The 23,599-nt window shown below is 72.0% G+C and carries 15 protein-coding genes; 9 read left to right on the top strand and 6 right to left on the bottom strand.

What is annotated here, in order from left to right:
- Positions 1–165: 165 nt before the first annotated feature.
- The 9 genes from AR3_RS24450 to AR3_RS24420 all read left to right on the top strand — a co-directional run bounded on the left by AR3_RS24450 (position 166) and on the right by AR3_RS24420 (position 16,516).
- The gene (locus AR3_RS24450; RefSeq protein ID WP_067917235.1) at positions 166–1,179 is read left to right on the top strand and encodes a LacI family DNA-binding transcriptional regulator; all 1,014 of its coding nucleotides are present in this window, start codon (positions 166–168) and stop codon (positions 1,177–1,179) included.
- 344 nt (positions 1,180–1,523) lie between these two features.
- Entirely contained in the window at positions 1,524–4,496 is a 2,973-nt protein-coding gene (locus AR3_RS24445; protein WP_227023048.1) for a glycoside hydrolase family 3 protein, read from the top strand.
- A 74-nt stretch (positions 4,497–4,570) separates the two neighbouring features.
- Entirely contained in the window at positions 4,571–7,456 is a 2,886-nt protein-coding gene (locus AR3_RS24440; protein ID WP_067917233.1) for a beta-galactosidase, read from the top strand.
- Positions 7,453–9,111, top strand: coding sequence for an alpha-L-fucosidase (locus AR3_RS24435; protein WP_067917231.1), 1,659 nt, complete (start codon positions 7,453–7,455; stop codon positions 9,109–9,111). The genes AR3_RS24440 and AR3_RS24435 overlap by 4 nt, the downstream gene beginning before the upstream one ends.
- A 575-nt stretch (positions 9,112–9,686) precedes the next feature.
- A complete protein-coding gene (locus tag AR3_RS29955; RefSeq protein WP_169803883.1) occupies positions 9,687–11,867 on the top strand; it encodes an NACHT domain-containing protein in 2,181 nt (726 codons plus the stop codon).
- A 623-nt stretch (positions 11,868–12,490) separates the two neighbouring features.
- Positions 12,491–14,356 (top strand): rhamnogalacturonan lyase, encoded by a 1,866-nt coding sequence (locus AR3_RS24430; RefSeq protein WP_227023047.1) that lies wholly within the window; start codon positions 12,491–12,493, stop codon positions 14,354–14,356.
- 25 nt (positions 14,357–14,381) lie between these two features.
- Positions 14,382–15,362: a pectate lyase family protein gene (locus tag AR3_RS24425; protein WP_083951899.1), complete on the top strand. Its 981-nt coding sequence runs from the start codon at positions 14,382–14,384 to the stop codon at positions 15,360–15,362.
- A 177-nt stretch (positions 15,363–15,539) separates the two neighbouring features.
- Positions 15,540–15,665: a hypothetical protein gene (locus AR3_RS32695; RefSeq protein WP_281179291.1), complete on the top strand. Its 126-nt coding sequence runs from the start codon at positions 15,540–15,542 to the stop codon at positions 15,663–15,665.
- Positions 15,662–16,516, top strand: a complete 855-nt coding sequence (locus AR3_RS24420; RefSeq protein ID WP_217998735.1) for a phosphotransferase family protein — start codon at positions 15,662–15,664, stop codon at positions 16,514–16,516. The genes AR3_RS32695 and AR3_RS24420 overlap by 4 nt, the downstream gene beginning before the upstream one ends.
- 55 nt (positions 16,517–16,571) lie before the next feature.
- Here the strand turns inward: AR3_RS24420 and AR3_RS24415 are convergent, their stop codons facing one another.
- The 6 genes from AR3_RS24415 to AR3_RS31260 all read right to left on the bottom strand — a co-directional run.
- On the bottom strand, positions 16,572–18,344 hold the full coding sequence (locus AR3_RS24415) for a S8 family peptidase (RefSeq protein WP_067917227.1): 1,773 nt from the start codon (positions 18,342–18,344) through the stop codon (positions 16,572–16,574).
- Positions 18,345–18,583: 239 nt separating this feature from the next.
- On the bottom strand, positions 18,584–18,898 hold the full coding sequence (locus AR3_RS24410; protein WP_146150213.1) for a hypothetical protein: 315 nt from the start codon (positions 18,896–18,898) through the stop codon (positions 18,584–18,586).
- 12 nt (positions 18,899–18,910) lie between these two features.
- Positions 18,911–19,480, bottom strand: a complete 570-nt coding sequence (locus AR3_RS24405) for a hypothetical protein (protein WP_067917223.1) — start codon at positions 19,478–19,480, stop codon at positions 18,911–18,913.
- A gap of 195 nt (positions 19,481–19,675) precedes the next feature.
- A complete protein-coding gene (locus AR3_RS24400; RefSeq protein ID WP_067917221.1) occupies positions 19,676–20,638 on the bottom strand; it encodes a LysR family transcriptional regulator in 963 nt (320 codons plus the stop codon).
- A gap of 178 nt (positions 20,639–20,816) precedes the next feature.
- Positions 20,817–22,532 (bottom strand): glycoside hydrolase family 6 protein, encoded by a 1,716-nt coding sequence (locus AR3_RS24395; RefSeq protein WP_067917219.1) that lies wholly within the window; start codon positions 22,530–22,532, stop codon positions 20,817–20,819.
- A gap of 228 nt (positions 22,533–22,760) precedes the next feature.
- On the bottom strand, positions 22,761–23,599 hold an 839-nt coding region (locus tag AR3_RS31260; RefSeq protein WP_169803882.1), incomplete at its 5' end, for a LolA-like protein.

Genomic DNA, 23,599 nt, shown 5'->3' with positions numbered 1-23,599 from the left:
GCCGGTCGGCGTGCGCGGGGCGGTCCCGGCGGGTACGCATGCCGCCGGGGCGCGCCCCGCCGCGGCGGGCGCGGGACGGCCGCCGAACGCCCGCCGGTCGCCGCGAAGGCGGCCGCTATCCTCTCCAGAATCGAATCGCTTGACACCCGTGGACGAGGACGGCACGTGGTCAAGATCACTGACGTGGCGCGCCATGCCGGGGTCTCCCCGAGCACGGTCTCCTACGTGCTGAGCGGAAAGCGCTCGATCTCGGCGGAGACCCGCGAGCGGGTGCTGGCCAGCATCCGCCAGCTCGGCTACCGGCCGCACGCGGGCGCCCGCGCGCTGGCCAGCAGCCGGTCCAACGTGCTGGCGCTGATGATCCCGCTGCGCAGCGGCATCCACGTGCCCGTCGTCATGCAGTTCGCCGTCGCCGCCGTCACCACCGCGCGGCGGCACGACCACGACGTGCTGCTGCTCACCCAGGAGGAGGGCGTGGAGGGCCTGCGGCGGGTGGCCGACAGCGCGATGGTGGACGCGCTGATCGTGATGGACGTCCAGATGGACGACCCGCGCGTCCCGCTGCTGCGCACCCTGGACCGGCCCAGCGTGCTCATCGGGTTCCCCGCCGACGCGTCCGACCTCACCTGCATCGACCTGGACTTCCGCGCCGCCGCCGAGGCGTGCGTGCGGCATCTGGCCGAGCTGGGGCACCGGTCGGTGGCGCTGATCGGCTCACCGCCGGAGGTGTACCGGCGGCGCAGCGGCTACGCCGAGCGCGTCGCCGAGGGCTTCCACGCGGCGGTGGCCGAGCACGGCCTGACCGGGGCGCTGCACCCCTGCGAGGCCACCGCCGACGCGGCCCGCGCGCTGGCCGCCCGGCTGCTGGCCGACGGCTCCGGGCCGACCGCGGTGGTGGTGCACAACGAGCCGATCATCGACCCCCTGGTGCGGGCGCTGCGCGCCGCCGGGCGCCGCGTCCCCGAGGACCTGTCGGTGGTGGCGATCTGCCCCGACGAGCTCGCCGAGCACGCCGAGCCGCAGCTGACCGGCGTCGCCGTGCCGGCCGAGGAGGTGGGACGGCAGGCGGTGGAGCTGCTGATGGCCAAGCTGGACGGCGAGACCGTCCCCGCCGCCACCCTGGTGCCGCCCCGGCTGACGGTGCGCGCCAGCAGCGCGCCCGCGCCCGCCCTCTCCTGACCCGAGACGAAAGGAGGAACTCCGGACAGCTCGAGCGCACCCGGTAATCGAAGCGCTTCGATTACGGTTTCCGTTCCGCCGGCGCGGGCGGCGCCGCCGGAACGGCCGCGGAGCGCACGGACACGACCGCATTTCTCGGGGGATGGGGCCAGTCGTTTTCTGATCGCCGCACGAGTCGAGGAGGCGTGGTGCCGATCACCCGTCCATTCACCCGTCCATTCACCCGTCCGAAGACGTCCAGACGCACGCATTCCCCCGCCGCCGCACCCGAGAAGCGCGGGGGACCGTCCCCGCGCCGCGGCAGGGGCCGCCCGCGGCCGCTGAACCCCGCGGTCGCCGCGGCCGTGGCCGCCGCCACCGCCGCCGCGGTGGGCCTGACCGCCGCGCCCGCGGCCGCCCGCGAGACCCCGCCGTTCCGCGACCCCCGCCTCCCGGTGGACGCGCGGGTCGAGGACCTGCTCAAGCGGCTGACCCTCGACGAGAAGGTCGCGCTGCTGCACCAGTACCAGCCGGCGATCCCGCGGCTGGGCATCAAGCGGTTCAAGACCGGGACCGAGGCCCTGCACGGCCTGGCCTGGTCCACCGACGTCAACGCGGGCGGCGCGGTCCGCACCGCCACCGCGACCGTGTTCCCGCAGTCGGTGGGCCTCGGCGCCACCTGGAACCCGGACCTGCTGAAGAAGATCGGGTCCGCGGTCGGCGACGAGGCCCGCGCCTACAACAAGGAGAACTCCGACGTCTGGGGCCTGCAGCTGTGGGCGCCGGTGGTGAACCTGCTGCGCGACCCGCGCTGGGGCCGCAACGAGGAGGGCTACTCCGAGGACGCCCTGCTCACCGCGACCCTGGCCACCGCCTACGGCAAGGGCATCCAGGGCGACCACCCCCGGTACCTGAGGGCCGCGCCGGTGCTCAAGCACTACATGGCCAACAACAACGAGATCAGGCGCGACCAGACCAGTTCCAGCCTGCGCCCGCGGGTGAAGAAGGAGTACGACGAGGTCCCGTTCAAGCTGCCGCTGCAGGCGGACGCGGCGACCGGCGTCATGACGGCCTACAACCTCATCAACGGGCGCCCCGCTACCGTGCACTCCGACGTCAACGACCTGGTGCGCACGTGGGCGGGCAAGACGCTGTTCAACGTCACCGACGCGCACGCCCCCAACAACCTGGTCGGCTCCCAGCAGTACTACGGCACGCTGGCCGAGGCGGACGCCGCCGTCCTCAAGGCCGGCGTGGACAGCTTCACCACCGACGACACCAACTCCGCCATCACCGTCAACGCGGTCAAAGAAGCGCTGTCCAAGGGGCTGCTGGCCGAGTCCGACGTGGACCGGGCCGTCCGGCACATCCTGCAGCTGCGGGTGCGGCTCGGCGAGTTCGACCCCGACGGCGGCCCCTACGCCCGGATCGGCAAGGACGTCGTCGACAGCCCCGCGCACCGCGCCCTGGCCCGGCAGGCGGCCGTCGAGCAGACGGTGCTGCTGAAGAACCAGGGCGGGACGCTGCCCCTGAACGCCGACCGGACCAAGAAGATCGCCGTCGTCGGCCCGCTCAGCGACACCCTCTACACCGACTGGTACTCCGGCGCCCTGCCGTACCGGGTGACCCCGCTGGACGGCATCCGCAAGCGGCTCGGCGCCAAGGGCACCGTCGCGGGCACCGAGGCCGTCGACCGCATCGCGCTCAAGGACGCCGCCACCGGCCGCTACGTCACCGGGGGCGCCGGCGCCGACGGCGACTTCCTGAAGCTGGCCGCGACCGGCGCCGACGCCGCCGCCCAGTTCGACGTGTTCGACTGGGGCCAGGGCAAGCTCACCCTGCGCAACGTCGCCAACGGCAAGGTCGTCGGCCGGTGGAGCGACCCGGCCAACGGCAACGCCTGGACCGACTACTTCAAGAACGACCAGGCGCAGCCGAACGGCTGGTTCGTCCAGCAGATGTTCGACCTGGAGAAGCAGGACGACGGCGCCTACCTGGTCCGCTACGCCGGCTACGAGAAGGACGAGAGCTGGGCGGAGCCCGACAAGGTCTACCTCAAGGCCGCCGAAGACGGACGGCTGGTCCTCGGCACCAAGGCCGAGGCCGCCAGGTTCACCCGCGAGGTGCTGCGCAGCGGCGTGGACGAGGCGGTGCGGGCCGCCTCCGGCGCCGACGCCGCCGTCGTGGTCGTCGGCAGCATGCCGTTCATCAACGGCCGCGAGGCCCACGACCGGACCACCATGGCGCTGGCCGGCGCCCAGTCCGAGCTGATCAAGGCGGTGCGCAAGGCCAACCCGAACACGGTCGTGGTCGTGGAGAACAGCTACCCCACCACGCTGACCTGGGAGCAGGACAACGTCCCGGCCCTGCTGTGGACCAGCCACGCGGGCGCCGAGACCGGCAACGCCCTGGCCGCGGTGCTGTTCGGCGACGCCTCCCCGTCCGGGCGGCTGCCGCAGACCTGGTACCGGTCCGACGACGACCTGCCCGACATCCTCGACTACGACATCATCAAGAGCGACCGCACGTACCTGTACTTCAAGGGCAAGCCGCTGTACCCGTTCGGGCACGGGCTGACGTACACCTCGTTCCGCTACGGCACCCCGAAGCTGAGCACCCGGTCGGTGGCGGCGGACGGCGCCGTGCGCGTCAGCGTCCCGGTCACCAACACCGGCCGGGTCGCCGCCGACGAGGTCGTCCAGCTCTACACCAGCCAGCGGACCTCGCGGGTGAAGCAGCCGCTCAAGCAGCTGCGCGCCTTCCAGAAGGTGCGGCTGGCCCCCGGCCAGACCAAGACCGTGACCTTCACCCTGCGCGCCGCCGACCTGGCCCACTGGGACGTGACCCGCGACAAGTGGACGGTCGAGAACGCCGTCCACGACGTGCTGATCGGGGCGTCGTCGGCCGACATCCGGCAGCGCGCCGCCCTCAAGGTGCGCGGCGAGACCGTCCCCGCCCGCGACCTGTCCAAGCCGACCCGCGCCGCCGACTTCGACGACCACCAGGGCGCCGAGCTGGTCGACGAGTCCAAGGTGCGCGGCGACGCGGTCGGCGCGAAGGCCGGGACCTGGATCGCGTTCGCCGACGCCGACCTCGGCCGCGGCGTGACGGGGATCCGGGTGCGCGCGTCGCGCGCCGACGCGGGCGACGCGACGATCCAGGTGCGGCTCGGCGGCCCGAACGGCCGCACGGTCGCGACGGTCACCGTCCCGTCCACCGGCGACAAGTACGCCTACCGCGACCTGACCGCGCCGGTCTCCCGCGCCGCCGGCCGCCAGGACGTCTACCTGGTGTTCGACGGCGACGTGCGGCTGAGCTCCTTCTCCTTCACCAAGTAGTCGCCTTCCGGTCGGCGCCCCGCGGGGCGCCGACCGCCCTCCTTTGGCCCACCCCCTCCTGGAAGGACGCCGCCATGCCAGGAAGTCTCCGAAGAAGGCCGACCGTCCTGCTCGCCGCGTTCGCCGCGGCCGCCGCGCTCTGGGCGCCCACCGGCGCCCCCGCCGCCGCACAGACCGCCGCCGGGAAGGCGGCCCATCGCGTCACCTACGACCGCTACTCGCTGATGGTGGACGGCAAGCGCGTGCTGCTGTGGAGCGGCGAGTTCCACTACTTCCGCCTGCCGAGCCCCGACCTGTGGCGGGACGTGCTGGAGAAGATCAAGGCCGCCGGGTTCAACGGCGTGTCCCTGTACTTCCACTGGGGCTACCACTCGCCCGCCCCCGGCGTGTACGACTTCACCGGGGTCCGCGACGTCGACCGGCTGCTGCGGCTCACCGAGGAGCTCGGCCTGTACGTCGTGGCGCGTCCCGGCCCGTACATCAACGCCGAGACCACCGGCGGCGGGTTCCCCGCGTGGCTGAAGAACGTGCCGGGACGCGCCCGCTCCAGCGACCCCGGCTACACCCGCGCCTACCGCGAGTGGCTGGCGCACATCAACCCGATCATCGCCCGGCACCAGGTGACCCGCGGCGGCTCGGTCATCGCCTACAACGCCGAGAACGAGTACGCGGCCAACACCGACGCCGCGTACATGGAGGACATCCAGAAGCAGGCGCGCGCCGCGGGCATCGACGTGCCGATCACCCACAACCAGTGCTGCGACGCGTCCTGGACGCCGACCTGGGCGTCCGGGCAGGGCGCGGTGCAGATCCCCGGCGTGGACGACTACCCGCAGGCGTTCGAATGCCGCGAGCCGGACGTGTGGGGCACCTGGGGCGAGGGCGTCACCGAGCGGCTCAGCGACGACGCCCCCGTGTACGCCGCCGAGTACCAGGCGGGCGCGATCGACCTCGGCAAGGCCGGATACGAGCGCTGCCGCGACCTCACCGGCCCGGCGTTCATGAAGGTGTACTACAAGTCGAACCTGATCGCGTCGGGCGCGACCATGTTCGGCTACTACATGTCGTTCGGCGGCACCAACTGGGGCCGCCTCGGGCAGCCCAACGACGTCTACACCTCCTACGACTACGGCGCCGCCATCACCGAGAACCGGCAGCTCACCGCCAAGTACGACGAGTTCAAACGGCAGGGCCTGTTCACCACCACGGTGGCGCCGCTGACCAAGACCGACCCGGCGCCGGCGCCCGCGTCCGACGCCGCCGCCGTGCACACCGAGGCCCGCGCCAACCCCGACACGCGCACCCAGTTCGTGCTCGTCCGGCACCCCGACCGCACGACCGACGCCGACGCGTCCGCCACCCTCACCTGGAACGCGCCCGACGGCGCCTACCGCGTGCCCGTGCGGGTGAAGGGACGCGACGCCAAGGTGCTGGTGGCCGGGTACGACATGGGCGGCCAGCGCCTCGCGGTCTCCAGCTCCGAACTGCTCACCCACACCGCCGCGGGCGGACGCGACGTCGCCGTGTTCTACGGCACCGAGGGCGTGCCCGGCATGACGGTGCTGCGCTACGCGTCCGAGCCGACCGTCAAAGTCCTCGACGGGAAGGTCCGGGCGGCCTACGACGGCAAGGGGAACCTGCGGCTCGACTACACGCACCGCGGCCTGGCCCGCGTGCTGATCACGGGCGGCGGGCGGCGGCCGCTGCTGCTCCTGCTCGGCACCGACGCCGAGGCCGCGACGTTCTGGAAGTCCGGCGGCGTCCTGGTCCGCGGCGGCTCCCTGGTGCGTTCCGCCCGCGTCGCCGGCCGCACCGTCCACCTGCGCGCCGACACCGACGAGCCCGCCGACATCGAAGTCTTCGCCGACACCTCGCGCATGACCGTGAACGGCGCGCCCGTCCCGTCCCGCCGCACCTCCGCGGGGACGCTCGTCGGCCGCGTGCCCGGCCCCGGCGGCGTGCGGCTGCCGGCGCTCACCGGCTGGCGCGCCGCGGCCGAGGCGCCCGAGGCGGACCCCGGCTTCGACGACCGGGACTGGACGGTGGCCGACCGCACCACCACCGTCAGCCCCATCAAGCCCAAGACCCTGCCCGTCCTGTACGCCGACGACTACGGCTACCACCACGGCCACGTCTGGTACCGGGGCCGGTTCACCGCCACCGGCGAGGAGACCGAGGTGCGGCTCAACGCCATCACCGGCAAGGGCGGCATCTACCAGGTGTGGCTCAACGGCCGGTACCTGGGCTCGGCGGCGGGCGGCGAGCAGAAGGACGCCGACGAGCCGGTCAACCCCGACCCCGGCCCGGGGACCTTCGCCGTCCCGCCCGGCCTGCTGAAGAAGGGCGAGACGGCCGTGCTGGCCGTGCTGGTGGAGAACATGGGCCACAACGACGACTGGACGGCCGACGACGTGCGGCACAAGCAGCCGCGCGGACTGGTCGGCGCGACCGTCGCCGGCGACCCCGGCCCCATCACGTGGAAGATTCAGGGCGCCGCGCGGACCGACCGCGTGCGCGGCCCGCTCAACAACGGCGGCCTGTACGGCGAGCGCACCGGCTGGCATCTGCCCGGGTTCCCCGACCGGTCGTGGACGCCGGCGTCCCCGGCCGCGCGTCGGGTCGGCCCGGGCGTCACCTGGTACCGCACCGAGTTCCGGCTCGACCTGCCCAAGGGCCACGACGTGCCGCTGACGCTGCGCTTCGGCGGCGGCAGCGGCGCGCCCCACCGGGTGCTGATCTACGTGAACGGCTGGGGCCTCGGCGAGTACGTCGCCGGGGGACCGCAGCGCGACTTCACCCTCCCCGCCGGGATCCTGCGGCAGCGCGGCACGAACACGCTCGCCCTCGCCGTGATCGCCGAAGGCGACGCCACGGTCGGCCCGGTCGGCCTGCACGCCGTCGCCGTGCACCGCGGCGGCGTCCCCGTCTCCGACGTCCCCTCACCCGGGGGGACCTCTTGACCCTCTCGCCGAACCGCCGCGCCTTCCTGGGCGCGGCGGCCGCCGCCGGCGCGGCCGCGCTCCTCGGCGCCCCTCCCGCCCAGGCGGCCGCCTCCCGAGGCAACCGCTACGCCCTGCAGAAGCGCTTCGTCGACTGGCGCTTCGGCATGTTCCTGCACTTCAACATGGGCACCTACCACGACGCCGAATGGGTGGAGCCCGACCAGGACCCGCAGACGTTCGCCCCGGTCGACCTGGACTGCGGCCAGTGGGCGGACGCCGCCAAGGCGGCGGGCATGAAATTCGGCGTGCTGACGGCCAAGCACCACGACGGGTTCTGCCTCTGGCCGTCCAAGCACACCTCGTACTCGGTGGCGTCCAGCCCCGTCCGGGGACGCGACATCGTGCGCGAGTACGTGCACGCCTTCCGTTCCCGCGGCCTGGCCCCCTGCCTGTACTTCTCGATCTGGGACCGGACCAACGGCGTCGGCCCGGCGGGGTTCGACGACCGCCCGCCCATCACCCGCGAGGCGATCGCGTTCGTCAAAAACCAGCTCACCGAGCTGCTCACCGGGTACGGGCCCATCCCGCTGCTGATCTTCGACGGGTGGGCCTGGCACTGGGCGTTCGGGCACCAGTCGCTGCCCTTCCACGAGATCCGCGAGCACGTGGCGTCGCTGCAGCCGGACGGCCTCGTCCTCGACCTGAACGGGCTGAGCGTGCCCTGGCACGCGGAGCTGCTGTTCGTGGAGGAGACCAAGGGCGGGGTGTTCTGCCCGCCCGGCAACACCTACGCCGCCTCCCAAGGGCAGACCATCTCCCTAGCGGGCTGTTTCTGGCACCCGTCCACGCCCACCACCCTGCTGACCGCCGAGGAGATCGTTGACGGCCACCTGAAGGTGCTGGAGCCCCGCTACTGCACCTTCATCCTCAACTGCCCGCCAAACCCCCGGGGCCTGCTGGACGACACCGTCGCGCAGACCCTCCGCGAGGTGGGGCGTCGCTGGAGGCCCGACCGCACCCGCCCGCCGCTCCCGCCGCAGCCCGACGTCGTCCTGCACCCGCTCACCCCCGCGGGCGCCACGGCGACCAGCGGCGACGCCGCCCTCGCCGTGGACGGCCACAGCGACTTCGGCTGGAACGGCCAGGCCGACCAGACCTTGTGGACGTCCGACGCCCCGCCCAGCAGGACCGCCCCGCAGGCCGTCACGCTCGACCTCGGGCGCGTGTACGCGGGCGTCGACGTCCTCACCTACCTGCCGCGGCAGGACACCCGAAAGGATTTCGTGCTGGAGGACTTCCACACCGACGGCAACATCACGTCCTACCGGGTCGCCGCAAGCACTGACGGCAGGACTTTCCGGGCCGTCGCCCAGGGCGACTGGCCCGCCGACCACACCCTCAAACACGCCGTCTTCCAGCCGACTACCGCCCGCTACCTCCGCCTGGAGGCCTTCGCCACCTCCGGGGACGCCCCCGCTATGGCCAGCAGATCGGCTGCGGCGGCCTCACCACCCGTCCCCGCCCGCTGTGACCGGCGCGGGGGCGAGGACCGCCCCGGCCCTTGCCCCCGCGCCCCTCCGCCCTCCGCCCGACCTCGGGGGCGGCTCGCAGAGCCCAGCTTCTCGTTAGTGATCTCTGGAGGGCCGATGCGCAGCCTTCGCGTCGTCCTGTAGTGCACAGGCACCAGAACGTGCGCGCGCCTCGTCCGAATGCACTAGAGAAAAGACGATGGCGGCGGACGATGTCCGACGGGCACGCCGGGGAGCAGTCTGGGGGCGCATGGCCCAACTCTGCTGCGAAGAGCGGCGCGGCTGCGGACCGCCGGCATCCGGGCGCGTCATCGCCGGATGGGTGCCACCGCGGGCCGGCGGGAAGCCGCGGGACCGGTGCGTCCGGCCCGTGCGCAGCGGCCACGTGTCCGCTCGGTTCGCCGCCTACGGCGGGCCGCGTTCTGCGCCACGTTCGGCGGCACGGGCTTAGATAAGCCCACGGCCACCATGTGACGGACGCGGCGGAATCCGCCCTTCCCATGGCACGGGGGAGCCGCCGAACAAGGGCCTCTGCCGACTGTGAACGGGGAGGCCATCACTGCTGGCTCTGATCTAAGCCATCTCCGGTCTAAGACAGCAGTTCGTGTTGAATCGTGTGCGCCATGGGCGAGGTGACCATGATAGGAGTCATGCTGCGTGGTGGGCGAGCTCGCTGGAGCTGGAGGCGGCGGCTGGCGGTCACTGTAGTGCTCGCGGCAATGGTCGTGCCGTTCTTGCCGCTGGGAGGCAAGAACGGACTATCAGTCGGAGCGAACCTGGCGCAGCTGACCGCGCTGGTGGTCACCGTTATGGGCCTCTTGGTACCGGACCGGCTCAGGCTTACGCCTCCGAGCCGCCGTACCAAAGGTCATCCGACTCCTGCTGACATCGACGAGGCTGCGGAAGCTCTGGCCCAAATATTGATTCGGCAGTGGGACGCCGAGGCGGTGGCGCGATCGCTATACGACCGCGATCCCATTCCGGTGCGATGGCGGCTCAGCGAACAACGCCTGATGGATCATCCCGCCAACATCGAATCGCGTCCTCCAGAGGCGGTGAGGGCGAAGATGCGATGGAGTGCGTGTAGCGCCGACGTCGATGCGCTCGCCGACCGATTCCGCGCACTACGTCGGCGACGCCTAGTAATCACAGGAGGGCCTGGCACCGGCAAGACGACTCTAGCTGTTCAGCTCCTGTTGCACCTGCTCAAGAAACGTGAGCCTCGAGATCCGGTCCCGGTGTTGTTGCCGGCGAGTGGATGGGACGTCGCGCGACATGGTTTTCATGACTGGCTTGCCGACCGCATTATTGATGATTACCCCCAACTATCTACCGTGGAGTGGGACGCCGAGGTTGTGCGGGAGCTCGTGGCTCAGAAACGGGTGCTGCCGATCTTGGACGGCTTGGACGAACTCCCACCCGGGGCGCGAGCAGCCGTCATCAGTTCGTTGAACAGATCATTGAGCGGTGACGACCAGCTCATACTGACGAGCCGTGTCGACGACTATGCAAATGCCGTTTCGGAAGCAGGTGAGGTGCTGGCCTCGGCAGCGGTTCTCGAGGCTCAGCCTCTGACGCCTGCAGAGGCCGCCCACTACTTGGAGCTTTCCCTGCCTGTCGATCCGAGGCCAGAATGGAAAGAGGTTCTAGAAAGCTTGCGTAACGCGGGCGCATCCGCGCCTAGCAGTGCAACCGACCGAACATCAACACCGCTCGCCGAGATTGCCGAGACCGCATTGGGGTTGTGGCTGCTGCGCATTGATTACCTTGAGTCCGGGGCTGATCCCTCGCCTTTGACCGATCCGGAACGTTTCCCCGATGCTGCTGCCTTGCGGGCTCATCTCTTCGATCGACTCATACCCGCCCTCATTGCTGTTCGTGAGCGCAGGTGCCACGAGCTGCCCGATGTGTTCCAGCCGCGCCGCAAGTATAGGCCGGACGACATTCGGCGCTGGCTGGGCTATCTCGCTTGGCACCTCACCCATCCTCGAAATTCCGATGGTTCGCCTCGGACTCGGGACTTCGCCTGGTGGGAGCTGGCTCGGCACACTGTTGCCGCTGGTGCGGTCGGCACTCCATTCGCGCTTGCCAGTATTCTCATAGTCGGACTGGCGCTAGGGCTTGTGGTGGGATTCGGTGAAGGGGTGATCCCCGGACTTTTGGGCGGGTTTTCTGGATCTCTTGTCGGGCTTATAGCCTGGTTTCAGGCTGTGCATTGGAAGGAGGACAAGCCTGGTTACGCGGTCTGTGAGCTTCGCGATCGATTGGGCTTCCTAATTCGTGCGCTTGCAGGCCAACTTGTTCTCTGGATTGGAGTGGCTAGTGTCCTTGGATTGGTGGTTGGGGTGGTGGCAGGGGTTGCGGTAGATGCCCCTGCTCTCGGCCTTGCGGCTGGTCTGGTATTGGGGCTGGTAATAGGACTTACCTCTGGAATGGGGGCCGGTGCTGTCAAGGTTTTGATTGACAGTTTCGAAGGGGCTGGTCTGCTGAGGCAGAGCACGCCTTCTTCCAGTCTGAAGGCGGACCGTACATTGAACATCGTGCGATTTGTGGTGGCCTGGCTAATGGTGTGGCTGGCTGGAGGGCTGGCCATCGGAATTGTGGTCGGAGTGAGTGAGGGAGTTGCGCGCGGACTCATAACCGGGATCACGGCGGGTGCTGTACTTGGCGTTGTCGCTGGGGCCACAATGGGGCTCTGGGGTGGTAGGCACCATGCCTGGCTCGCGTATGTGATCGCGACCTGGCGCCTTTCTAGGCGAAGGCTGCTGCCGCGTCGGCTAATGCCGTTCCTGGAGGATGTCCACCGTTTGGGACTGCTGCGCGCGGTTGGTCCTGTTTATCAGTTTCGTCACGCGGAATTCCAAGACTTCTTGGCTGCCAAGTATCAAGAATCTTTTTGATGTACCTGCAAGCTGGCTCTGACCTGTCTTCGCCTGCGTCGGCTGATGTCGTTCTGGATGACTGCAGCCGCCTAGAACTGCTACGTGCAATCAGACCTGTCTGTCAGTTCCGCCACGCTGAACTGCACGACTAGCTGGGCGCCCGTCGACTATCCAACTGACGAGTGCGGCCTCGCTGATTGCGGCACCAGCCCCTGGAATGGAAGCTTGGCTTGGGGTTGACGGAAGACAACGGCGCGTCGTGCCTCAGGTGGGGGACGTCTGCCGATATACCTGCGCCCTACCTGCGCCATGGGGCTGCGGCGTTGGAACGATCCTGTGGGCCTGCACGCTAGGGCGGTCGGCCTGTCCGCGATCGCGTCCGCGACCCAGCCCACCTGACTGCGCCTGAGAGACGGCAGAGGTGGCCTGTCGGGGTGGGAGAGACCCTGACGTGCGGGCAGCGTGTCTGTCGAAGCGCTTCACGAAAAGTTTTCGGGCGTTTGTGCAGGTCGGCGGGGGTGGCGTGAAAGGACCGTGAAAACGGCGGTCCGGTGCGGGGACGCGGCGGCTTAGTGTCTGGAAAGCCCTTTCCCGAGGGTGGTGCAGAGCGCCGCCCGAGGCACCGCAAGGGAGAAGCCGTGATGCGTCCACTGCGCGGACGGCGGCCCCGCCGTCGCGTCCGACGCCCGTTGCCGCCGATCGCCGCCGCCGTCGCGGTCACCGCCACCGCCGTCGTCGGGGTGCCGGACGACGGCGACCACGCGATCCGCATCGAGCGGCGCGCCGCCGTGGCGCGGCAGGTCGAGGACCTCGACCGCGGCCTGATCAGCGTTCGCTCCGGAAACGGCAACTACGTCGGCTGGAGACTGCTCGGCACCGACCCTGTGGACACCGCGTTCGCTCTCTACCGCGGCTCCACGCGGATCGCGACGGTGACCGACTCCACCAACTACTACGACGCGGGCGCCCCCGCCGACGCGACCTACACCGTGCGGCCCGGTGAACGGGGTCGAGGGGGCGCCGTCGGAGCCGTCGCTGCGGTTCGGCGACGGCTACCTCGACGTGCCGATCCAGCCGCCGTCGTCCGCGTACAGCGCCAACGACGCCGGCGTCGGCGACCTGGACGGCGACGGGCGGCAGGAGATCGTCCTCAAATGGGACCGGCCAACGCCAAGGACAACTCCCAGTCCGGCTTCACCGACCCGGTCTACATCGACGCCTACCGTCTCGACGGCACCCGCCTGTGGCGCATCGACCTCGGGCGCAACAGCCGCGCGGGCGCCCACTACACGCAGTTCCAGGTGTACGACTACGACGGCGACGGCAGGGCCGAGGTGGCGATGAAGACCGCCGACGGCACCGTCGACGGCACCGGGCGGGTCATCGGCGACGCCGGCGCCGACCACCGCAACTCCAGCGGCTACATCCTGTCCGGCCCGGAGTACCTCACCATGTTCGACGGGCGGACCGGCGCGGCCCTGCAGACCGTCGACTACGTCCCGCCTCGGGGCGACGTCGCGTCCTGGGGCGACTCGTACGGCAACCGCGTCGACCGGTTCCTGGCCGGGACCGCCTACCTCGACGGCGCCCGGCCCAGCCTCATCATGGCGCGCGGCTACTACACCCGCACGGTCATCGCGGCCTGGGACTGGCGCGACGGGCGCTTCACCCTCCGCTGGACGTTCGACACCGACAGCCCCGCCAACGCGGGCAAGGGCTACGACGGGCAGGGCAACCACGCCCTCACCGTCGGAGACGTGGACGGCGACGGCCGCGACGAGATCGTCTACGGGGCGATGGCCGTCGACGACGACGGCGACGGGCTGTGGACCACCCGGCTCGGCCACGGCGACGCCGCCCACCTCGGCGACTTCGACCCGTCCCGCCCCGGCCTGGAGTACTTCAAGGTCGACGAGGACTCCGCCAAGCCGTCGTCCTGGTACGCCGACGCCCGCACCGGGCAGGTGCTGTGGTCGACGCCCGCGTGCTGCGACAACGGCCGCGGCGTCGCCGGCGACATCTGGAGCGGCCGGGCCGGCGCGGAGTTCTGGTCGGCGTCCGACGGCGCCTTGCGCGGCGTCACCGGCAACAACGCCGGCCGCAAGCCCTCGTCGATCAACTTCCTGGTGTGGTGGGACGCCGACCCGGTGCGCGAGCTGCTGGACGGCACCCGCATCGACAAGTACGGCCCCGACGCCGACACCCGCCTGCTGACGGGGTCGGGCGTGGCGTCCAACAACGGCACCAAGGCCACCCCGTCGCTGTCCGGCGACCTGTTCGGCGACTGGCGCGAGGAGGTCGACTGGCGCACCACCGACAACACCCGGCTGCGCATCTACACGACCCGCGACATGACCGACCGCAAGATCTACACCCTGCAGCACGACACCCAGTACCGCGTCGCGCTCGCCTGGCAGAACACCGGCTACAACCAGCCGCCCCACCCGAGCTCCTTCATCGGCGACCGCATGTCCGCCCCCGCTCAGCCGCTGGTCTATGTCCGCTGAGCGATCCACCACGAGGAGGAACCCCATGAAGAAGACCGTGATCGGTCTCGCCGCCGCAGCCGTCGCCGCCGCGGGCGTCACCGTGGCCGCCGGCGCCCAGGGCGCCGCCGAGACGCGGACCGACGCGCGTCCCGTCGCCGCCGCCGAGAACAGCCCCGTCGGCTACGCCGCCCAGAACGGCGGCACCACCGGCGGCGCGGGCGGCACCACCGTGACCGTCACCAACGCCTCGCAGTTCCTGCGGTACGCGCAGGCGTCCGGCCGGTACGTCATCCGCGTGGACGGCACGATCGCGCTGTCCGGCATGGAGGACGTCGCGTCCGACAAGACGATCATCGGTGTGGGCGCCAACGGCCGCATCACCGGCGGCGGCCTGGACCTCGACGGCGTCCGCAACGTCATCATCCGCAACCTGACCTTCACCGGGGCCGACGACGACGCCATCAACGTGCAGGACGGCTCCACCAACATCTGGATCGACCACAACGACCTGTCCGGCGCCGACGACGGCCTGCTCGACATCAAGCGCGGCTCGGACTTCATCACCGTGTCGTGGAACCGGTTCCACGACCACGACAAGACGTCGCTGGTCGGCCACTCCGACGGCAACGCCTCGCAGGACCGGGGCCACCTGCGGGTGACCTACGTGCACAACTGGTTCCAGGGCACCAACCAGCGCCACCCGCGCGTGCGCTTCGCCAATCCGGTGCACGTGCTGAACAACTACTACAGCGACATCGGCAGCTACGGCGTCGCGTCGACCATGGACGCGGGCGTGTTCGTCGAGGGCAACTACTTCGAGAACGTGCGCCGCCCCACCTCCATCCAGGAGGGCGACTCCGACGAGGGCAACATCCGCGAGGCGAACAACCTCCTGGTCAACTCTGGGTCGATCGTCACCCGCAACCCCGGCTCGGTGGCGGCGATCCCGTACTCCTACAGCGCCGAGCCCGCGTCCAGCGTCAAGGCGACCGTGACGGCGGGCGCCGGCGTCGGCAAGATCTGACCCCCTCCAGGGATGGCCGCGTCCTCCCGCGACCGGAGGCGGGAGGACGCGGCCGCTTCGCGGCATGGCCACGACGCGCGGGCAGGCGCACCGACGGACGAAACGGCGGGCGCCCACCCGCCGCGCATGCCGCGGACGGCTCGGCACCGCGTCGCGGCCGCCGGATAGCCTTCGTCCGTGACCAGGCTGGACGTCCGCAGGACTGTGTGCGCCGATTCCGAGCTGGATCCGGCCGCCCAGCGCGAGCTGGGCTTTCCCGCCTGCCTCGGCGGATCGGCCTGCGAGTCGGAGAGGCGCCCGTGAGAGCCGGGACGCCGGACGTGCGCGCGGTCGTGGGGGAGCGCCTGCCCGGGTATCGCGTCGAGTCGGTCGCGGTGCTCGGCGAGGGGGAGGACAACGCCGCCTACGTGGTCAACGGCGAACTGATCGTGCGGTTCGCCAAGGGCGGCGACGCGGCGGGCCGGGCCGCGCGGGTGCGGCGGGAGGCGGAGCTGCTCGGCGTCGTGGCCGGCGTCTCCCCGCTGCCCGTGCCCGAGCCGGTGTTCGTCGCCGAAGAGGCGGGGTGCCTGGCCTACGCCAAACTGCCGGGCGTGCCGCTGATCGACGCGTCGGTGCGGGAGCCCCGCGCGGTCGCCGAGGAGCTCGGCGCGTTCCTGCGCGCGCTGCACGCCCTGCCGGCCGACCGGGTCGCCGGGGTCGCCGAGGTGGACGACGAGCCGATGCGGGCCTGGCGCGACGAGGCCGCGCGGACGTACGAGGCGCTCGCCGCCCACGTCCCGGACACGTACCGCCCGGCGGTGGAGAGGTTCCTCGAGGCGCCGCCGCCCGAGGCCGCGCGCGAGCTGGTCTTCTCCCACAACGACCTGGGCATCGAGCATGTGCTCGTGGACGGGGCTCGGGTGACCGGCGTCATCGACTGGAGCGACGCGGCGATCGTCGATCCGGCCGCGGACTTCGGCAGGCTGTACCGCGATCTCGGGCCCGAGGCGCTCGACGCGGCGCTGCGCCGTTACGGCGGCGGTGAGATCGAACGGAGGGCGCGGTTCTACGCCCGGTGCGGCGTCCTGGAGGACATGGCGTACGGCATCGAGACCGGCAAGGACCGGTACCTCGCCAAAAGCTTGACCGCATTGGAGTGGCTCTTCCCGTCCTAGCGAAGGCGGTGCGCCCCCTCGCCGGCGGCGAAGGGGCGCACCCGTGCGCGCGACGTCAGTCGAGCAGGTCCGGCGGGTCCTCGACGAGCAGCCCGGCCATGCGCATCTCCTCGGCCAGCCAGGCCAGGGCGGTGTGGCCCGACTCGCCCTGCTCGGCCCGGGCGGCCGCGGCGGCCGGCCGCGTCCGGGCCTGGCCTTCGGGCGCGGGCATCGGCGGCGGCTGCAGCAGGCCCGCCTGGATCATCTCGGCGGTCAGCTGGTCGAGCAGGTTGAGCACCTCGCTGGGCAGTCCCGGGATGCCCGCCAGCGCCGGGCCCAGCAGGCGCATGGCGTCGGGCAGCCCCGCCCCGGTGCGGTGCGGATCGCCCAGGTCGAGGGGCATGCAGCTGCTCTTGATGAGCCGGAACAGGTGGTCCACCCGGGCGGCGTCGCGCCGCCCGAAGCCGTTGCGGAAGTCGCCGTGGTGCGCCAGCGCCAGCGCCGCCAGGCCGGTGACGTGCGCCGCGGCGAGCGACGAGCCGTCCCGGACGGCGTATCCGTCCGGCGGCGCCACCGACAGGACGGCCACCCCCGGGGCGCACAGGTCCACCTCGGGTCCGCGGCAGGTGAACCGCGGGGAGAAGTAGCCCTCGACGGTGCGCGGCCCGGCCACCTCCGCGGCGTGCGCGCTGCTCGGGGGGAACGTGCCGGTCTTGCCGATGGCGGCCACCGTGAGGACGGTGGGCAGGGTGCCGGGGAACGTCACCGCCCCGCCGTCGTCGCCCGCGCCGATCACGCACGCCACGCCCGCGTGCCGCGCCTGGTCGATCTTGGCGGCGACGAGCCGGGACGGCCGGGAGCAGCCCGCGCCCAGGTGCACCACGTCGATCTCGTGGTCGATGCAGTAGTCGAGGGCCTCGATGAGGTCGCTGAACCGCCCGGTGGGGAAGACCTTGCACGCGTGCACCTCGGCCTCCACCGCGCAGCCGATCACGCCGTGGCCGGTGTCGGCGGCGGTGACGATCCCCGCGCACGGCGAGCCGTGGAACACCGTGTCGACGGCCCAGCCGCGCTGCCCGCGGTCGACCAGGTCGAGCCCCGCGGCGATCTCGCCGCGCAGGTCGGGATGGGCGGCGGCGGCCCCCGAGTCGATGATCGCGACCTTGACCCCGGCGCCGCGGAACGTCGGCGGCAGCCGGTGCAGCTGCATGGCCTGCTGCCCCCAGCCGAACATCTGCTGGGCCGGGAAGCCCTCGAAGGAGTCCGCCAGCCGGTCCAGCGTGATCAGGTTGTCGCGGTCGGGGGCGAGCGCGGGCCGGTCGAGTCGGCGCGTCCAGAAGCCGCGCGCCGGCCGGACGACCACGGAGCGGATCGTCTCCGGGGCCTCGCCGGGCAGCGCGACGGTCGTCCGCCCGCTCGCGTCGGTGACGCCGTGCCCCGGCCAGCGGGACCCGGTCACGATCACGACGGCGTCCTCCACCGGACCGCCGTCGCTGTCCTGGACCAGGAACGACAGGGTGACGCCCTCGCCCGCCGGAGCGGCCTGGGCGGGCTCGCGCGGGACGGGGGAGGCGTCGGCGCAGGAGAGCAGCCGGTCGCGTTCGATGTGCAGCTGCGGATGCCGCCGGTGCAGCTCGCGGGCGTGGTCCAGCGTCATCTCCGCGACCACGATGTCGGGGAACGGGGGCCGCGGCGTCGCGGCGCCGCGGTCGGCGTCGGCGCCCGGGATCCGGCGCAGCACGCGCACCTGAGGATCGTCGTCGAGCAGCTTCTCCAGGGGCGGCGTGTCGAGCGGCGGCGCGGCCATCCCCGCGCCGTCCGGCTGCGGCGCGGGCGGCGCGGCCACCATGTACCGCCTGGGCCGCTGCTCGACAGCCCGGGCGGGGGCGCGAGCGGATGCGGGCTTGGTGCTGCGGGCGCGCGACCGAGCCGTGGTCCCGTTCCTGGGCTGCCTTGTCCCGTTGGGCATGTCGACTGCCTCTCCCCGATCGGTGCGGATGTGTCAGTGACCCGGCGACGCTGCGATCGCATGCCGGTCGTCGAGCGGCCCGGGCGGGCTGCACCCGGCCCGGGCCCCTTCCCGAGCGCCTACAGCGGCGGCAGCGACGGCCGCGCGGCGCGTGTCTGATGCAACTGGACGATCACCGCTTGCAGCTGTGCGGCGCACGCGTCGTCCTGACCGGCCCGGTACAGCTGCACCGCCTGGACCAGCGACGGGATCACGGTCGCGAGCTGCGGCTGCTGCGGGATCGCGGCCTGCAGCCATCCGTACAGGTGCTGCAGCGCCGTCGCGCACTCCATCCGGAGCGCCCCCAGCGCGATCCCGCCGGCGGGTCCGGGCACGTGCGGGGCCAGGGCCGGCATGGGACCGAAGCCCGGCGCGCCCCCATTGCTAGCGGACATCGGCTGCCCTTCTCAGTAGGCGCCCATCATCGGCTGCTGCTGACCGACCTGGCTCTGCTGACCGGAAAGGGACGACCAGGCGCCGCCGAACGGCTGGTGGCCCTGCTGGGAGATGGCCTGCTGGACGGCGTTGGCGACCAGCTGGTGGAGCAGCGGGTACTGCTGGGCGATCTGCCAGGACCACTGCTGGCCCGCCTGCCACGGCTGCTGCCACGCCTGCTGCCAGGCCTGCCACGGCTGCTGCGACTGCCAGGCCTGGCCCGCCTGCCAGGGCTGCATGGCCATGTGCCGGCCCTGCTGGGCGGCCTGCCACACGGCGTTGGACACCAGATGCTGGACCAGCTGCGCCCACGGGTCGGCCATCTGGTGCATCTCCGGGTGCTGCTGGGCCATCATGCTCCACCGGTGCTGGCCCTGCTGGGACATGGCCTGCTGGACGGCGTTGGCGACCAGCTGGTGGAGCAGCGGGTACTGCTGGGCGATCTGCCAGGACGACTGCTGGCCGGCCTGCCACGGCTGCTGCTGCGGCGCCATGGCCTGCTGGATGCCGGCCTGCTCGGGCTGGATGGTGGCGTACGTCATTTCTCCTCCTCGCGCCAGACACGTTCTGGATCGCGATGGCTACCTACCGTGACCAGCGGTGACGAAACCCAACGTCAGGTGAGGAGGCCACCAAAAGGGTGGCAGACGGGCCGCCGGCGCCGTCCTCGACGAGGGCCGGGGTTCAGACCGTCCGACCGCGTGCCGCGACGAGCCCGCGCCGCGCCGCCCGGCGCGTCACAGCTGGATCGGGCCGCCGCCGGCCTCGCCGAGCACGGCGTGGGCGGCCTGGCGCAGGGCGGCGACGGCGGGCCGGTCGCGGTTCTCCGGCAGCCAGGCGAGCGCGCTCGTCCACGGCGGAAGGTCGGTCACGTCGACGTACGCCACGCCGGGCCGCGGGTAGAGCTCCCGGGCCAGCGCCGGGGGGAACTGGATCCCCTCGCCGAGCGCGATCAACGACAGGGCGGACTCGTAGTCGGTGACGTGGTGCGAGGTGTAGCGCACGGGGCTGCCGTCGGGGCGCGGATCGACCGACCAGAAGTCCCGGTAGGCCTTGGGCACGCTGGGGGAGAAGCCGATGCTGGGCCGGTCGGCCAGGTCCGCCAGCGACACCGCGTCCTTGCCGGCCAGCGGGTCGTCGGCGCACATCACCACGCAGCGCGGCCCGGTGGCCAGCGGCAGCGTCTGGATGCCGGCGGGCATCGGCAGGAAGACGAACGCCGCGTCGACCTTCCCGTCCAGGATCGCCTGCGGCGACTCGGCGAACCCCATGCGCAGCACGCGCAGGTCCAGGCCGGGCAGCCGCTCCCGCAGCCGGTTCAGCACCGCCGGGATGGGCGGCACCGCGGTGACGGCCTCGAACGAGCCGAGGACGACGCGGCCGCAGGCGCCGCGCCGGTGGCGCTCGGCGGCCCGCTGCAGCGCGTCGACGGCGTCCAGCACCGCGCGGGCGTACGGGACCAGTTCCGCGCCCGCGCGGGTGAGGGACACGCGCCGGGTCGTCCGCTCCACCAGCTCGACGCCCAGGCGGCGCTCCAACGCGCTGATCTGCTGGGAGAACGCGCCCTGCGACATGAAGACCCGCTGCGCGGAGCGGCGGAAGTGCAGCTCTTCGGCCAGGGTGAGGAAGAGGTGCAGCTGCTGTGCGCTCGGCGCGTTCTGACGCCCGGCGAGCGGCATTTCGGTGCCCCGGTCGGTCATACGACGAACGTATCAATCGCCGGAAAGCCCGGATCAACGATCTCTTCCCTCGCGCCGGGCCGATACGGGACACTCCTCCCGCGGTGGACGTGTCCGACCGCCTGCGCGGTGCGGGCGGACACGCGTGGAAGGGCCCGACGCGGGGGGTGCGCCGGGCCCTTCCGATCAACTCACCGCATCAGGAGAGCGGCGGGTACGCGTTGCGCATCAGCTCCTGGAACTGGGCGGAGAACCAGTGCCCCGACAGCGGCGCGTCGGGCAGCGCACCGGACCTGTTGAAGTTGTTGCGCTCGTTCCCCTCGTACGTGGGGTCGCACATCCGGTCGAACCCCTTGCCCTCGTCGTTGGGGATCTCCGTGCTGGAGCCGTCGGACTCGCCCGGCGGCTTCATCCACACGTAGGCGTCGATGCCCGACGCCGGGGCGGCCGTGGGACGCTCGCCGAGGCCGGCGCCCGCCTGGTTGCACCAGTTGCCCGGGTGGATGCGGCGGTCCAGGCGTCCGCCGTCGACGTAGGCGTCGACGTCGGTCTGCGGGCCCGGCCCGGTCGGACGGTCGGAGCCGCCCCAGCCGTTGCGGGAGGTGTCGATCAGCATGCCGGTGCCGTCGCCGAACCCGGCCTGGGCGAGCGCCCGCCGCATGGCCTGCGCGTACGACAGCTCGTCGACGTAGCGGTTCCAGTCCACCCACGTGGACTCGCGCACCGACCTGCCGTTGACGGTGTCGTTGATGCTGAAGTACGGCTCGGTCAGCGCGCCGTAGTTGGCGGTGTTGGTGATGAACCCGTGCACGTTCGCCATCGAGCCGGAGTCGCGCGCGACCTGGGCGAGCAGGTCGACGGTCGGCTGGAAGTTGTCGTCCCAGCCGAGCCAGCCGTGGTGGCCGATGTCGATGTAGTTGTAGACGTTGGGAATCGCGCCGAACGTGCGGAGGGCGTAAGCGATGCCCTTCTGGTAGTTCCCGTTCTCCTTCATCCGGTTGCAATTCTCAGTGGCGGTCGGACGCGGAGAAACGTTGGTGATCAGGTTCGGCAGGGAGTCGATCTCGACGACCGTCACGATCCGCAGATCGGCGTACTTGGGATCCTGGAAGATCTCCGCGATGGGGTCGATGAACTCCGTCTGGTAGACGTCCAGGTCGTCCGGCCCGAGCTCGCCGTTGGACGCCAGCGCGGCGCAGTCGCGGCCGGGCAGGTTGTAGATGACGACCTGGACGAGGTTCGCGCCCTGCTGCAGCGCGGTGTCCAGGTGCTCGCGCAGGCCGCGGGCGCCGTTGGTGCCGGTGATCGCCGCCCGGCGGTCCATCCACACGCCCGTGGGCTGGTCGGCGACGCGGTCGCCGCCGGGCTCGGCGCTGGCCTTCGCCGCCCAGTCGGGGTTCACGTAGACCTTGGCGCCCTGGTACGGGTTGTCGACGCGGTCGGCGGCCCGCTCGGCGGCCGCCCGCGCGTCGGCCGACCGGACCGCCGGGGCGGCGGACGACGGGACGACGGCGCAGGTCCTGCCGTTCAGCTTGAACGCGGTGGGCATCGTGACGGCGCCCGAGTGCGTCCCCTGGACGCCGGGCGTGACCGTGGCGCCCTTGGCGAGCGAGGCGTTGTGGGCGACGTTCCTCAGCGCGACGTGCCGCCCGGTCTGGGCGACATGGGTGTTCCAGCTGCCGGTGACCTTCTGGTCGCCGGGGAAGTCCCATTCCAGCGTCCAGTTCTTCAGCGCGTCGCCCAGGTTGGTGACCGACAGGGTCGCGGTGAAGCCGCCGCTCCACGTGTTGACCTTGTAGCTCACCGTGCAGGCCTCGGCGGCGGCCGCCTGGGGGGCCGCCATGGCGACCGCCCCGGCGGACAGCATCAGCGCTGCGGCTCCGGAGGCGATGCCGCGGCGCGCGGCCTTCTTCATCGGTGTCCTCCTCGGTGGTGGGGGGTGGGCGGACAGAGGCGGATCATCGGTGTTCGGCAACCTTTCCGGGTCGGTGGGGCGACAGAGGGGCGAAGGCCACCCGCGCCGGCCGTCCGTAGTGGGAGCTGACGCGGCCGGGGGGACGGTGGCCTGGCGGTCCGCCCGGTGCGCCCGGGCGGGCCGCCGAGCACGGTGCGGACGGCGCGGTCCGCGGTCCGGGCCGCGCCGTCACGTGGTCCCCTTGGGAGGGGAGGTGAGGATCTGGTCGGCGGTCGGCTCGGCCACCCGCGGTCGGGCGCCGAAGGCCGACAGCTCGACCGTGCCCTCGATCGTCGCGGCCTCGGACGATTCGTCGTCGGCCCGTCGCTCGGCCTCGACCCCGGACTCTCCCTTGGGCGCCGCGCCCTCGGACGGCGTGACGGATCCGGTGCCGGGCCGCCGCTCGGCGGGCATGGTGAGCCGGATGCGCGCGGGCCGCCCGGCGTCGTCGGTCCACAGGTCGAGGCCGGTGCGGGACGGCAGCAGCCGCACGAACTCCTTCAGCGCCGGGTCGGGGATCGCCGCGAGCGCCGCCGCGCGGTCGATCTCGCCGCGCACGTGCCAGGCGCCGCCCGGCGCGCCGGACGCGGTGGCGCGCCGCGCGGTGCGCAGGATCGTCGCGACGCGGTGCACGTCGGGGAACACCGCGAAGGTGCGGGTGCCGCGGGCGGCGCGCAGCCAGGCGCGGCCCGTCCGGCGCCGCAGCGACGCGGGCAGCGAGACGTACTCGGTGCCCTCGATCGACAGCACGGTGGCGCGGGCGTTCTCCAGGACGCCGTCCATGCGGCCCGCGGGCCGCCGCGCGTCCCACACGCCGGTCATGTCCATCCGATGGGCGGCGCGCCCGCCGACGCCGGGCATGGCGACCCGCATGGTGAGCCGGAACGACGCCGAGCTCTCCAGGTTCCCGGCGCCGGCGGCCAGCAGGGTGTCCGCGTCGTGCGGGAAGCGCGCCGCGGCCGCGCCGTGCCCGCCGTCGCCGCCGGCGGCGACGAGCGCGAGCGCGACGGCGGACGCCCCGGCGACCG

The organism is Actinomadura rubrobrunea NBRC 15275, assembly GCF_001552235.1.
Taxonomy (GTDB): Bacteria; Actinomycetota; Actinomycetes; order Streptosporangiales; family Streptosporangiaceae; genus Spirillospora; species Spirillospora viridilutea.
This window is presented reverse-complemented; position numbering and strand designations above follow the sequence as displayed.